Below are 13,908 nucleotides of genomic sequence, written 5' to 3'. Positions count from 1 at the left end.
TAACCAAGGTCGCTACGGCGATCCTCAAGCGGGAGCCTCATCACCATGCTGAGCTGGGACGAATTCGATAAAGAAGACGGCGAAGTAGTTGCCAAAGCGGCAAACGCCGGTCACGCCAACGAAGCCAACATGGACCGCCTCGACAGCGCCGGTGGCGCAGCGGCCCAGGAAGCACGTGCCGTCACCGCCAACGACTCCGCAGCCCTGATCCGCGCCAAGAAAGCGCTGGATGCACTGGACGTTGCCGAAGGTCTGGCCGAACTCGAAGGCGCCAGCGCTCGCGTTGCCGTTGACGAAAAGATGATGATCAACTGCCGCGCCGACCTTAACCAGCTCGTACCCTTCAAGTACGACTGGGCCTGGCAGAAGTACCTGGACGGTTGCGCAAACCACTGGATGCCGCAAGAAGTCAACATGACCGCCGACATCGCCCTCTGGAAAAACCCGGAAGGCCTGACCGACGACGAACGCCGCATCGTCATGCGCAACCTGGGCTTCTTCTCCACCGCCGACTCGCTGGTTGCCAACAACCTCGTGCTGGCTGTGTACCGCCTGATCACCAACCCGGAGTGCCGCCAGTACATCCTGCGCCAGGCCTTCGAGGAAGCGATCCACACCCACGCCTACCAGTACTGCATCGAATCGCTGGCCATGGATGAAGGCGAGATCTTCAACATGTACCACGAGATTCCATCGGTCGCGAAGAAAGCAGCCTGGGGCCTGAAGTACACCCGTTCGATCTCCGATCCGAAGTTCGAAACCGGCACCGTCGAAACCGACAAGGAACTGCTGCGCAACCTGATCGCCTATTACTGCGTTCTGGAAGGCATCTTCTTCTACTGCGGCTTCACCCAGATCCTGTCCATGGGCCGTCGCAACAAAATGACCGGCGTCGCCGAGCAGTTCCAGTACATCCTGCGCGACGAATCCATGCACCTGAACTTCGGCATCGACGTGATCAACCAGATCAAGATCGAAAACCCGCACCTGTGGGATGCCGAGATGAAAGAAGAAGCCACGCAGATGATCCTGCAGGGCACTCAGCTGGAAATCGAATACGCACGTGACACCATGCCACGCGGCGTACTGGGCATGAACGCAGCGATGATGGAGGACTACCTCAAGTTCATCGCCAACCGTCGCCTGAGCCAGATCGGTCTGAAGGAAGAGTACCCAGGTACCACCAACCCGTTCCCATGGATGAGCGAGATCATGGACTTGAAGAAAGAGAAGAACTTCTTCGAGACTCGGGTTATTGAGTATCAGACGGGTGGGGCGCTGAGCTGGGATTGATAGCTTGGGGTTGAACCGGTTGTAGTGAAAAAGCCAGGGCGCGAAAGCTTCCTGGCTTTTTTGTGCGAGTCCAAAATTGTCAAAGCACTACCGCCCCCGATTGACGCGAGTAGAGAACAAGAGACGACACATTTACGGGTCAAGCACTCAGCCTGGGAGAAGCCCCAGGGTGGCCGCCCGCCTACGAGCCAAGGCATATACAGTACGCGTGTGAGGCAGTGGAGCCCCTACCCGATCGGCCACCGATACCAGCGCTCCCAGGATGGCCTGGATTTCGACGGGCCTGTTCCCCTCGATGTCTTGCAACATGGAGGTTTTCACCTTGCCGAGTTTGCGGGTGATTGCGATCCTTTGCTCAGGATCAATCGGCGGTGCAAGCCCCAGCCGCCTTCCCAGATCAAGCAACTCGTCCATCATGTTAATGAACAACGCATGGAGAAACGGGTCATCAATCAGCTCATCGGTTGCAGCGCCGACCAGCAGGCTGACAGGGTTGTAGCACGCGTTTCCCAGAAGTTTCAGCCATATCTCTTCGCGTACATTTTCGTGGGCGTGGGCATCAAAACCGGCATCACAAAAAATCCTGGCGATGGTTTCGGTCCGTTCGCTATAACCACCCCCTGGCTCGCCAAAAACGATTCTGCTCCCGGACATGTGTTTAATCACCGCCGGACTCAGCACTGTGCAGGACGGGAACACAACACAGCCGATGACGGTTTCAACAGGAATGGCTTTTTCTATTACGCCATCTGGGTCGACAGCCTCCAGACGCAAACCCGACAGCGCCTGCGCCGTTTTAAGGAAATACCACCAAGGCAAGCCGTTCAGTGCAGGGATGACGCACGTCTGCGGGCCAATCAGCGCCTCGGCATTTGCCACAGCCAGTGGCAGCGCTGGCGCCTTGACGGCAAATATCACCATGTCTTGAGTGCCAAGCTCTTCGGGGGCGGATGTAGCCCGCAGACGAGCAGTCAAAAGATCATCGCCCGTGTACAGCTTCAACCCATTTTCACGAATCGCTTCAAGCGTTGCACCACGCGCAACCACGCTCACATCGTGGCCAGCGGCAAACAGTTTGCACGCCAGGAAACCACCGATTGCTCCAGCACCAACGACAGCGACACGCATGGCATACCTCAGGGGACGAAATTCCTGGAAAAACGAATTCTGGAATTCGGCCAAACGACCGAACTCAATCCTGCATCAATGCAGGCAGGCTGGCCAACATGATTGGCCAGTATCACAACAATTTCATAACGGCTGACGTCGTTCGCAGCACCATCACAGACCTCTGTTTTATTAAAGACTGAAGCCTGCGTGGCACACACTTTCTACGCCGCAATCAACGTCATACCAGTTCAGCCAAAGATGCCGGATTGAAGCCCTTGAGGCCTGCGTAATCACCTTTTTCCACTTTGGCGACCCAATCCTTGTCGGTCAGCAAGACACGTCCTACTGCGATCAGATCAAACTCTTCACGCTCCATGCGCTCAACAAGCCGGTCCAGGCTCGCGGGGGTGGATCCTTCACCGGCGAATGCGTGAGTCACGTCGTTATCCAGCCCTACTGAACCGACACTGATGGTTGTAGCCCCAGTGACTTTCTTTGCCCAGCCCGCGCAGTTGAGCCCGTTCTCACCATCAACTTCGGGAAACTCGGGGTCCCAAAAACGTCGCTGCGAGCAATGCAGGACATCGACACCCGCCTCGACCAACGGCAACAGCCACTGCTCCATCAAACCAGGCGTCTCAGCGAGGCGCACACTAAAGTCCTGCTGCTTCCATTGGCTGACACGCATGATGATGGGGAATTCAGGCCCCACCGCGTGACGGACGGCAGATACGATGTCCGCAGCAAATCGGGAGCGCTCTTTGATCGTCAGTCCCCCGTAACGATCAGTGCGCTGATTGGTGCCTGCCCAGAAGAACTGATCAATCAAATAACCATGAGCCCCATGGATCTCGACTGTGTCGAAGCCCAGGCGTTTGGCATCCGCCGCTGCCTTTGCGAACGCAGCAACTGCGTCTGCAATATCCTCTTCGCTCATCACCACGCCGCGCGGGTCATCTGGCGAATTGAGGCCGGATGGGCTTTCAACAGATACATCAGGCTCCCAGCCGCTGGCTTCTCGCACCGCACCGGTGTGCCAGATTTGCGGCCCCATGCGACCACCAGCGTTGTGAACCGAATCAATCACGTTCTTCCATCCGGCCAGCGCTGCCTCACCATGAAAAAAAGGAATGCCGGGACCATTGCGTGAAGCGGGCCGATCAACGACGGTGCCTTCTGACAAAATCAACCCGACTCGACCCTCGGCCCTGCGCCGGTAATAGGCCGCACTCCCTTCACCAGGAATACCATCAGGCGAAAATTGCCTCGTCATCGGAGCCATGACAATCCGATTTTTCAACTCAAGCGACCGGATGGAAAGAGGACGAAATAAAACGCTGGTATCAAGTTTTGACATAGGGTGGACTCCATTTGCTTCAGGAAGCCACATAAGTATAATTTATAGACCTGAAGGTCAATTAGGCACCTAGAGTCGCCTAGGTATACATGAGGAAACTTCGATGTTGGAATTAAAGCCACAATGCTTTTCGTCGGACTGCCCAAGTCGAGCGCTGTTCGACCAGATTGCTGATAAGTGGTCAATGATGGTTCTGGCAGTGCTCGATGACGGGCCACACCGATTTAACGCTATCAAGCGCCGCCTTGAGGGCGTCACCCAGAAGGCACTCACACAGTGCCTGCGGAGACTGGAACGAAATGGCTTGGTCTCGCGCCACATCATCTCGTTCTCGCCCGTTGCAGTCCAATATGAGATCACCCAACTTGGACGCACACTTCAGCAGCCATTTCGTGAGCTGCATAAATGGACGCTTGATAAATTGCCTGATGTTGAAGCTGCCCGGTTGAAGTTTGACGAGGCCGCACAAGTCAACCTGACAGAGTAATTTTTAGTTACTCGCCGCCACTGCCATCTGCGATGGGTTTATTTCCTCGATTCATCTGCGGTATCTCTGAACCTACTACCACTGCATGAGTGCCCAGGGTTATCGCGTATACCTCGGAATGAGTCCTTTTAAGAAATCATTTATTAGCTTTACAAATCAATGCATAAGAAAAACAAAATTAACAAATCAATGGGTCAAGTCCATACTCGAAATGGACTCGTCTTTCTGCATTGACGAGGATAAATGGCCGGCTGTTCGCACGCCGGTTCTGAACCAACCTTGACGCATAATAAGGATAAATAATATGGACACTTCCGCCAAAACCGCCTTCGCGTCCACAGCAGTTTTGGGTGCCGGCCTTATGGGGGTTGGAATTGCGTTGCACCTTGCACGTCACGGTTGCCAGGTCAGGTTATACGACCCGCAGCTTGAGCGGCTGGCGGAAATTCCGACGGTAGCGGGCGTCATTCTCAACGAATTGATAGCGGCCGACCAATTCGACGAGGCTGACCGCAACGAGACCTTGTCGCGCTTGATACCCGTAAACACCCTGACTGAACTGGCAGATGTGGATCTGCTGATAGAGGCGGTACCCGAGCGTCTGCCGCTGAAACAGTCCCTTTATCGAGAGCTGGAAGGCATCGTGAGACACGATTGCGTGTTCGCCAGTAATACCAGTGGCTTCCCACCTGACAGCCTCGCAGAGGGTTTGAAGCACCCGGAGCGGCTGTTCATCGCGCACTTCTGGAATCCTCCACACTTTATTCCGTTAGTGGAGCTGGTGCCCGGTACCGCCACCGATCCGCACCTTATCGAAAAAGTGCGTGTGATGCTTGAGGCCATGGATCTGGAAGCCGTACTACTGGAGAAAGCAGCGCCCGGCTTTATCGGAAATCGTCTTCAATTTGCCCTGCTGAGAGAAGCACTGCATATCGTCCAGAGTGGAATCGCCGATGCGGATACAGTGGATCGGGTGATGCGGGCCTCACTGGGCCGCCGCTACGGCATGGTGGGCCCGCTGGAGGCGGCCGATATGGCTGGACTGGATACTTTCATAGACATATCCACTCACCTGATGCCGCAATTGGCCCAAGGGACAGAAGTCATCGAGCTGCTCAAGGAAAAAGTGGCTGCGGGCAATACCGGCCTGCGCAGCGGTCAAGGGTTCTATCGCTGGGATGAAGCACGCCACGAACGGTTGCTGAGTCGCCGCGGGCACCAGTTGCGGTTTGCGCTCAAGCCTTGAAGCTGCCGAGCAGGGACGCCGCTCATACACAAGGACCGTTTCACCCATTGCATACCGCCCGCGCTCATAAAGGCCTAGGCATAAAAACAATAGCAATCGACGGCCAATGAGCCAACAACTGGCGGGCGCCGTCGTGGTTGCGGTCTTTTACCTCACCGGCATCGCTTGAAGGGTATGGGACGAATTTGAATAGCAAAACCGCACTGGCTACGTGAGCACCAGCGGCGTCAATCTGGTTCGGGTGAACAAGCCTGGCGCCGCTGGAAGACTTGATATTCGAGACGGTAGCCGCCCTGGTATTCCTACTCCACTATGACGCGCACTCTTGCCAAATTACCGACCCGCGTAAATTCTGTGTTGGCTTCCCCTTCACGCTGGGATGTCACACGGAGCACGGGGTAATAGGTGCCAGGTTTCGAGTAAACGAGCGTTTTATGTAGAGCGAGCGTTTCTGACGGCCGATGAGGAAGCGGCGCGTCTTGAAAATCATCACTCCCCGTCTGGCTCCATTCTGTTTTCACGATTTTGCCTGCAGAAGGAGGGACTGCAATGTCACCGAGAAGCGTGATGGGCTGCCCGACTTTAGCAATGATTCTCTCACCGCTCTTGGACGTAAGTTTTACGACAGGCTGGATACCTTGCCTGGCTGGCGCATCTGCAGGTAATGAGACTTGCCCATTATTGACTGCGTATCGAGTGGAGCGAGGCGGCTCTATACCGTTTTCCACCCAAGCGCTTACGTCCCTGACGGCTTGTTCGAGGATGCCGTTGTAATTGATGAGTCTCACAAACTGATTGTCAGCCGAGCCCGAGGCAACAACACTGCCATCCAAATGGTCGGCGTTGTCGTTTAACCAGATTCGCACCTTCGCGTCGTACTGATTACCCAGCCCTCTCTTCAATCGTCGGCCATACCAGTCGGCATCCCAAGGGTAGGCATCGACATCAAGTGCGTTAGCGATGACTATCATCTTGCTGTTTATCTTGCCGGTAAAGCTACCGCCTCCGCTGACACCGGCGCTGATTATTGAGCCTACGTCTTGGGGGCGTTGCGGGTAGCGCGGTGAACCGTTTGCAGTGCGAAATTGATCCCACACAGTAAATCCACCAGAAGCCGGCACCTGATGCCGATGGTAGGAGGTCAGCGCAATTGCCCAGCGATTGTCGACACGAACCCTGGTCCCTTGTTTTAGGATGTTGAGCGTATCGGTTTGATTTTGGGCGGACAGAGTAATGACCCCGTGCTCAGCATCTAACGACCCAAGCAATTTTCGGTTGCCCTCTTCTGCTCCTTCGAGAGTAAAGTCAAACCAAGCGTTGTTTTTGAAGTGTGGCAGCCCTGCCAAGTGCAAGCGTAAAGGCTTGCCAGCTGAGTCACGGTCTATCTTTTGGACCGACACTACGCGGTCAATCTTCGCCCTTCGTACAAGATCGCCCAGAGGGGATTGCTCGGTACCGAGGTAGCCAGGTTTATTCCAGAAGTCATCTGCATAGCCGGGATCGATACCTTTGACCGTACTGGCAAACCCCAGTAAACCCTGCAGGTCATTGAGACCCAGGATGTATGCGTAATTATCCCACCCGCGCAGGGGTACCCCCATTGCCGTGACTTCCGCAAGAACCGCCGCCTCAGTGGCGTCAAGTCCTGCAAAAGGATCGCCGCTACCGCCAGGTCGCATAGCGTCGGAAATCTGTGGCGCCTTATCTTCGAGTACAAGACGTGCGAAAGCACGCACAAAGAAATTGGTTGGAATGGAGGTTGGGACGCCAATGACGAACGGGACGGCCCCGTCCCATACCCCCGACGAGTTCTCGGCTGCAGCGATGGTCAGATAAGAGCCACCGCTTCCACCGTAGATGTAGCCGTGGATCTGAGAAACAGGCAATCCATAGTATTCGCCAGCGACCACTTTCGAGAACTTTGCAGCTGCTGCGTTGGCGCGGTAGCCAGAGGGCGAAACAGTGTCCACGGTATAGGCACCGCTGTCGGCACCAAATTTGATTATGTGGTCCGGAACGCTACCATCGCCCAAGGGATATACCTTGTGGAAAAAACGCCCCTTCCATTGGGCTTTCGGCGGGAAAAAAAAGCTGAATTTAACATCGGTGCCTTCGAAGTGCCCGGAAACGCGGTGCGTTGGAACAGGGCTTTTCAAATCTTCCCGGCTATCTATTACGGGGTTAGCAAATTCAGGGTCGATGCAGTCTTGAGTGACGAACATTATCCCACCCGGTGGTGTTTCACACGGCAGGGGTTGAGACGCGGCCAAACTTATTGTCGACAGCCCGCCAAGCGCTACCGAAAGTAGTATGCATTTAGCAGCCAAGCGTTTCGTGTTGAAACCCTTATCGCTGTGAGCATTTTTGTCATGTGGCTGCGCCGCTGGGGTTGGGCTTTTTGTGTTACTCATAATGGCTTAGAGTCCCTTGAGAAGCTTCAATGACGGGTCGCATCATGGTTGATGGTCTCCTGAAAGAATCGGGAGACTAGCATTCGGCATTAGCTTAGTGTTTTGAATGTAGGATTCATAGAGCGGTCACCGTTAACAAACACATCTCCCGCCTCCGGCAATTCATATTTCCCTGAATAAGAATGATGAACGATTTACTCAAGCTTCCTAAGTCTCGTTGTCGATCTTGCCGTTCTTGATGAGCGCAATGCATGCATTGATCTTTTTCACACTTGCTACAGCGCGGTCACTTCGCTCTATTTTATCTCCCCTAGTGAGTGATCAGAAACGCCATGAAAAGCCTCCGTTATCTGTCATCGCTTGCAGAAAGGCAACCACCAAAAAAAGCTACTTAACCCGCAACCTCTTAGAAAAATCCTAAGCTTGGAGACATTGCGAGGACAGCTTCTGAACCCTGTGACACTCTCGTTTAAGATTAAAACTGCTCACGAAAACTAGCCCTAAAATCTAGCGCCTTAAGAGAAAGCTGTTTGGAAATATCGCCATTCAAAATAAAAAGCTTTGGGTCACGCCGAAACTGGAACAATCGATACAAATAAAAACGCTCAGCCACCTCTTGTGAAAACTCAAGCTCGTTATGGCTGATAACAAACGATGTTTCAAAACTTCCGTTCGTCGTTTTCACCTCAATATAACGATACAAACCATCTTTATCCAAAGAAAGAATGTCGTAGCCTGCCCCGTCCCCCAACCGATCGGAAACCCAATCCACTTGATCAAAAAGCTCGGGAACACCAAGTTCAGTCAACCGATGCTTTTCAAACCCCATAACCCATTCTTCACCTGCGCGCCCCAACGAGCGATTAGCTTCATCACGCGCTGCATAGTCGAAGCGCCGAGGAACCCTTTCTCGTCGTTCAGTCTTAGACATGTTTAACGACGGACGAAAGCTTGGCGGTTCAACCAACACTGCTTTGTAGTTTTTTTCGCCAGGAGACTTTACTTCCTCAAGCGCATCGACAATTTTTGAAACCGTGGAGACGTGTCCATTCAAAAATGCCTGGACCGCTTTACGCAATAACAGCTGCGTATTCCCTCTAGGCTTGTAGCCATTGATAAACGGAAGGCCGAGATCAGATAAAACAGCACTGATATTTGAGTGCTTCATCTCTACCGAGCCTTTAGTACGATTAGTAAGCTTCTTTCTTAAGGCGCTATTATGCTCGGTTTTATTGTAGCGCGCGTCCTCTGCTTCCAGCTGCAGCATTCTAAAGTACTCAGCTACAGCAGCATCTACCTCTTCCTCAGACCAATCAGCCCCAATCCGAACAATTTCATAGCCCAGCGCTTCAAGCGTAGGAACCACTGTTTTCTCTCCGCCCGAAAAAGCTTTAGCAGCTAACGCTCCCTCATTCAGATACTGCTTGCCGTAGGCAACGCCAGCGATAGCTTTGGAATCGCATAGGTCGCCGTTTTTAGGATTGCGAACAAGGAAATCACGCGATTGACCGTATCCGTAACGCTTTAGGAATCCCTCACGTCCCATCTCAGTGAACTCATCCATCGCAACCTGGACAGCTTCAGGACTCTGCAGGCGAAAGATTCTAGACATTATCGGATATCCCAAACGAGGGATGGACCTTCAGGCCCCGTTATTGGAGTCGACGAGCTAGAAAACTGCCAAGCCGTAAAACGTTCTGCTTTGAACGCAGATACAAACCGTTTTTTCCAAGCCGTTCGATCATCCGGATTACTGGCGAGAAAAGGTTGATCAAGGATCTGCAACGTCGCTTCGACTGTGGCGTAGGTTTTCCCCGTACCGGGCGGACCGAAGAAAATCTGATTAAGCGAGGGCATTGCGGAACGTCCTTGTAGGAAAATTCCGTCAACAGTATCTAGATTGCCAGCATGGGTAAAGCAAAGGGTTGATCGTTCTGGAGATTGTGCGAGGGCGCGAGAATGTGACGCGGAGCGTCACGAGCTGCATTCCCACGCTGGAGCGTTGGAACGATCAGATTGAGTCGTCTGAACGCCACTCAAACGAACGGAAAAATCTGACATTAGTGCCGCCCCCTATCCGATAGCAGAGCGTTACGTACGCGTTTATCTTAATCGCCGGTGCCTAAGAAACACCCAACGTAGACACAGTGACTTCAGCATTAGCTCTGAATTTTTCGTTCTATTCGAACGTGAACTCAGAAATGCCGAGCCGCTCCGTTGGGATTTCTTAAGCCCGCTCTACGTTGGTCTTAGCGCCATTCCAAGTCCTTTGTAGAGGTTCAGCATGTTCAACGACAGATTCAAAGCACAGGCTCATCAACTTCAAGCGGAAACATCCGCCTACGTACCCACCCTCTTCCACCGCCACAACCGCCCTCTCCAAGCCGTCCTCTTCGAACACCAACCCTGGTTCAGTGCCCGCAATCTCGGTCGCCTCATAGGCTGGCCTTTGAACGAGCGCACGATGCGCAAGCTCGATGCGGACCAGTATCGGATGATGACGCTTGAGCAGCACAGCGGCCCTGAGCCGGAGTTGATGGTGAGTGAGTCGGGGGCTTACGCGATGTTGGTGCATCACTATCACGCGGAGAATCGCGGATTGCGACAGTGGTTGACCCACGAGGTGGTGCCGATGCTGCGGGACGCCGAAGTGCCGTCTTATGATCACGCGCCGCACCTGAGCATGCTGCAATGGCCGGGGTTGTCGGTGAGCGTGTTGCACTGGCAGAGCGAGCCGTGGATCAGGCTGCGGGACATGCCGTTGATGCTGGCTCATCCGCAGATGCAGATGGAGCCGACGCCGCGACAGGTGAGCAAGCGGTGGTGGCGTTCGGCATTGCCGGTGTTTCGGCTGGGGTGAGTGTGATGAGGTGGCCGTCCAGATTGGCGGCCACTGGTTTGGATGTTCAGCCGTTGCGCTGAGCCGCGCTGTGGGGAAGTCGATGTTGCGCGTTTGCAGCCCGCGTCGAGCTAACCCTTCTTGCGCTCCATCGCCAGTTCCGTCAGGGCGATCATGCGGTCGTCGCGGGTCAGTACGTTCTGGGCGTAGCCACACAGCAGGTACAGGAAGAGATTGACTGCCGCCAGGGTGAACACCCAGTCCAGGTAGAGTGCGAACGAGCCCATGCCGAACAGGGTTTTGTACAGACTGACGAGCCCGGCCGACAGGGCAAGCAAGCCCGGGGCTATGCCGATGCTCTGCAGTACCCCGGTGACCAGACGCAAGCGCCTTTCAAAGCCGCTGCGCTCGTTTTTCAGTTCAAGCGCGCCGAGTGCCAGTGTGTGACTGGAAAGCGATGTCAGGAGCGGCAGGAATTGTTCGTCGATAAGCAGGCGGGTTCTGATGTTGATGCCCGCCAGACCCGCGAAGGGTGCAGCCAGCACATTTCTCACCGAGTCTCGGTAACGCCCGATGCACAGAACCGGGTAGGCAAAGAGCGCCCCATACGAAACCGCGATCAGTCCCCAGCTGGTGTAGTAGATCCAGCGCATGGGTTCGATCAGGCCTGCGAGTGCAACCAGTACGGCGAGGAACAGGGGTGCGGTCACGCAGAGCCAGAAGCGTTTGGTGCTCATCTGCAGTCGCCTGCTGGTGCTGTGTTCCTGTCGAAGCGTATTGACGACATGCCTGTCGGCTTGTTCGATCTGGGCTTTGATGTGCAGGTACCTTTCGATTTCGTTGCTCATGGCTTTCCTTGAACGACTGTGAACGCAGTGTGCTGGCGTTCGGGCGTTCATCAGAGCGCAAAGCAATCCGGGCGTTAATGACTGGAGCCTTATGATGATGTCAGGCAAATCTGATTAAGTTATGGGGTGCTTCTTACGACGTTGAAGACTAGCGCCAATCAAGGCTTCCTGGGTCTGATCGGATCACGACGTCGGCATTGTTCGCCAAAGGCATTTTCAGACGCGTCCTACATTCGTTCCGGGATCCCGAAAATACACTGCCCGTTCTCTTTTTCAGGACGATCGCAGAATGGCTAACCACGGTTACATGACCATCAAAGGCAAGGATCAAGGCCTCATTTCTGCAGGATGCTCTAGCCCCGAGTCGATGGGTGCGAAATGTCAGGCGGGTCACCTGGACGAGATCATGGTGCTGTCGCTGACCCATAACATGAGCAACATCGACAACATCAAGCACGCCACTCACCGACCGGTCGTCATCACCAAACACGTCGATAAATCCTCCCCAATGCTCGGTCAGGCGCTCGCCAATCGGGAGCCGGTTGATTGCACAATCGACTTCTATCGCACCTCGTCCACAGGCGTTCAGGAGAAGTTCTACACCGTTGAAATCCGGGAAGGCATCATCGCCGACCTGACACTCGACATGCCCCACGCCATTCTGCAGAACGACGCAGAACCCCAGGAGCACGTCGCCATCCGCTACAGGGACATCATCTGGACCCATCACCAGGGAAACACCAGCGGCTACGCCTCGTGGATCGCAGAGGAATGAGCCTGCCGGAGAGAAAACGGTCGTCCGGACGCCACGACCTGTGGCGGGTCAGCGAGGCGGCAGGCCATCTCGCCGGACAGGCTTGTACGGTGTCTGCCCGACACATTCGTGACGGGACGCTCAGGCTGCAGTTCAATCGGGACGTGGCCTATTACGCGCAAGGGATCGTTCGGGATGTGGAGGCCGGCAGGAAGAGTGTTGATGAGGGGCTGGAGGCGATTGAGGCGGCGCACGATCGGCTCACAAGGCAGTCATCCGAAATATCACAAAAAAGCGTTGGTGCCATCGCCGGGGCGTTACAGCTGGTGGGTGGCGCAGGCATCTGTTATGCGTCATTTGGGACACTTTGCGTAGTTTTCGGAGCGCCACTGATGCTTCATGGAGGCAACAACCTTTATGAAAATGGTAGAGGTCTGTTTGAGGAACGTTCAGATGTCGAAGGGCCGGTAAGAAAGGCTTACCAGGAAATTGCCAAGGCCAGCGGGCTCAACTCCTGCGCGGGAAATATCGCTTACGGCACAGCTGATCTCGGGTTGTCTTTGTATGGCGCGACCAGACTTGTTGTAAAGCCTGACGCCTGGAAACTTTTCCACTACATGAGAACGGACCGTGTCATGGCCTATAAAACCACGCCAGCTAAAGTTTTAGCTTTGGAGGGGATGAGCGACTGGATCACATTTGGAGCAGTTCTAAGTCAGGTGGAATGTGCGCTTAAATGATTTATTGAGCCAAAGTGCGTTCATCGCCGTAACACTATTGCTGCTCGCCCCCTCAGTGTGGGCAACATGTGCTTTCTCAGCTAAAAACTTCTCGACACCTAAATTGTTGCTTACATTGGCCTACAACGTATTCTGCGGCCATCTGTATTTGAAATATGCGACTTATGGGACACTGCCATTTGATATACCCCTGAAAAGTATAGTGCTGAGATGGCTGGCGCTGTTCATTCCGCTGGCATTCGCTCTGCTGTTGCCGACACCACGAATCAAGACAGACACGTAAAATCAACGAAACTTATAGAAAACTCCTCTTTCACCGGATATCCATCAATGGAAGATACAGCCATATGCCTTATATTCCCGGCGTGCGGGATAGCATTTTACCTACCTGCACTATGGACGCGTTACTCATGGTCAGGGCCAAACTTCACGCCTGTCAAACATTGGATCAACACGACATACAACATATTTTTTGGCTACGTACACATGCGCTTCATAGAAAAAGACGACATCATTTTTTACGGATATCAAGACAGCTCAATTCTGGAATGGTTTTCACTAGTAATGGTTTTGGCTCATGCCTGCGCCCACACTGTCACGCGGGATATCAAACCTTGGTACTCAAGAAAAAATCTAAACAATTAGACTTTCAAAATGAAATCGCCCACACCGGAGTTTCCTGAATGACGCAACTCATCGAGTATACGGCCTTCATCATATTTTCAACAACGCTTTTCATGATCACGCTCTGGATACAGCGTGCTTTTTCGGACACTAACTATTCCGACTTAAAGTTCGCCCTGTCTATTTACTACAAGATCAT

Annotated in this window: 11 protein-coding genes and 1 pseudogene; 6 read left to right on the top strand and 6 right to left on the bottom strand. The window is 53.8% G+C overall.

Annotation, left to right across the window (positions count from 1 at the left end):
* Positions 1-45 precede the first annotated feature (45 nt).
* Positions 46-1,293, top strand: a complete 1,248-nt coding sequence (locus tag AO065_RS04095; protein ID WP_004887325.1) for a ribonucleotide-diphosphate reductase subunit beta — start codon at positions 46-48, stop codon at positions 1,291-1,293.
* Between the two features lie 147 nt (positions 1,294-1,440).
* Here AO065_RS04095 and AO065_RS04090 read toward each other — a convergent pair whose 3' ends face one another.
* Positions 1,441-2,421, bottom strand: coding sequence for a ketopantoate reductase family protein (locus AO065_RS04090; protein WP_032652334.1), 981 nt, complete (start codon positions 2,419-2,421; stop codon positions 1,441-1,443).
* Between the two features lie 220 nt (positions 2,422-2,641).
* A complete protein-coding gene (locus AO065_RS04085) occupies positions 2,642-3,760 on the bottom strand; it encodes an NADH:flavin oxidoreductase (RefSeq protein ID WP_032652325.1) in 1,119 nt (372 codons plus the stop codon).
* Between the two features lie 103 nt (positions 3,761-3,863).
* Between AO065_RS04085 and AO065_RS04080 the strand changes: the two genes are divergently transcribed.
* Positions 3,864-4,247, top strand: a complete 384-nt coding sequence (locus AO065_RS04080) for a winged helix-turn-helix transcriptional regulator (RefSeq protein WP_004887331.1) — start codon at positions 3,864-3,866, stop codon at positions 4,245-4,247.
* Positions 4,248-4,551: 304 nt separating this feature from the next.
* Positions 4,552-5,493: a 3-hydroxyacyl-CoA dehydrogenase family protein gene (locus tag AO065_RS04075; RefSeq protein ID WP_004887333.1), complete on the top strand. Its 942-nt coding sequence runs from the start codon at positions 4,552-4,554 to the stop codon at positions 5,491-5,493.
* Between the two features lie 302 nt (positions 5,494-5,795).
* On the opposite strand, the gene AO065_RS04070 is transcribed toward AO065_RS04075, so the two are convergent.
* From AO065_RS04070 to AO065_RS27390, 3 genes and pseudogenes are all read right to left on the bottom strand, one after another.
* Positions 5,796-7,715, bottom strand: coding sequence for a hypothetical protein (locus AO065_RS04070; protein WP_004887336.1), 1,920 nt, complete (start codon positions 7,713-7,715; stop codon positions 5,796-5,798).
* Between the two features lie 664 nt (positions 7,716-8,379).
* Positions 8,380-9,516, bottom strand: coding sequence for a protein NO VEIN domain-containing protein (locus tag AO065_RS04065; RefSeq protein ID WP_004887338.1), 1,137 nt, complete (start codon positions 9,514-9,516; stop codon positions 8,380-8,382).
* 104 nt (positions 9,517-9,620) lie between these two features.
* Positions 9,621-9,761: pseudogene (locus AO065_RS27390) on the bottom strand (McrB family protein); the annotation flags it as partial.
* A gap of 427 nt (positions 9,762-10,188) precedes the next feature.
* Between AO065_RS27390 and AO065_RS04060 the strand changes: the two are divergent.
* The gene (locus AO065_RS04060; protein ID WP_004887340.1) at positions 10,189-10,764 is read left to right on the top strand and encodes a BRO-N domain-containing protein; all 576 of its coding nucleotides are present in this window, start codon (positions 10,189-10,191) and stop codon (positions 10,762-10,764) included.
* Positions 10,765-10,874: 110 nt separating this feature from the next.
* Here AO065_RS04060 and AO065_RS04055 read toward each other — a convergent pair whose 3' ends face one another.
* The gene (locus AO065_RS04055; protein WP_004887342.1) at positions 10,875-11,591 is read right to left on the bottom strand and encodes a hypothetical protein; all 717 of its coding nucleotides are present in this window, start codon (positions 11,589-11,591) and stop codon (positions 10,875-10,877) included.
* Between the two features lie 289 nt (positions 11,592-11,880).
* Between AO065_RS04055 and AO065_RS04050 the strand changes: the two genes are divergently transcribed.
* Entirely contained in the window at positions 11,881-12,366 is a 486-nt protein-coding gene (locus tag AO065_RS04050) for an Hcp family type VI secretion system effector (RefSeq protein ID WP_004887344.1), read from the top strand.
* Positions 12,363-13,085: a DUF4225 domain-containing protein gene (locus tag AO065_RS04045; protein ID WP_004887347.1), complete on the top strand. Its 723-nt coding sequence runs from the start codon at positions 12,363-12,365 to the stop codon at positions 13,083-13,085. Before AO065_RS04050 ends, AO065_RS04045 begins: the two co-directional genes overlap by 4 nt.
* Positions 13,086-13,908 lie beyond the last annotated feature (823 nt).

It is taken from the genome of Pseudomonas viridiflava (assembly GCF_001642795.1).
GTDB classification, from domain to species: domain Bacteria; phylum Pseudomonadota; class Gammaproteobacteria; order Pseudomonadales; family Pseudomonadaceae; genus Aquipseudomonas; species Aquipseudomonas viridiflava.
This window is presented reverse-complemented; position numbering and strand designations above follow the sequence as displayed.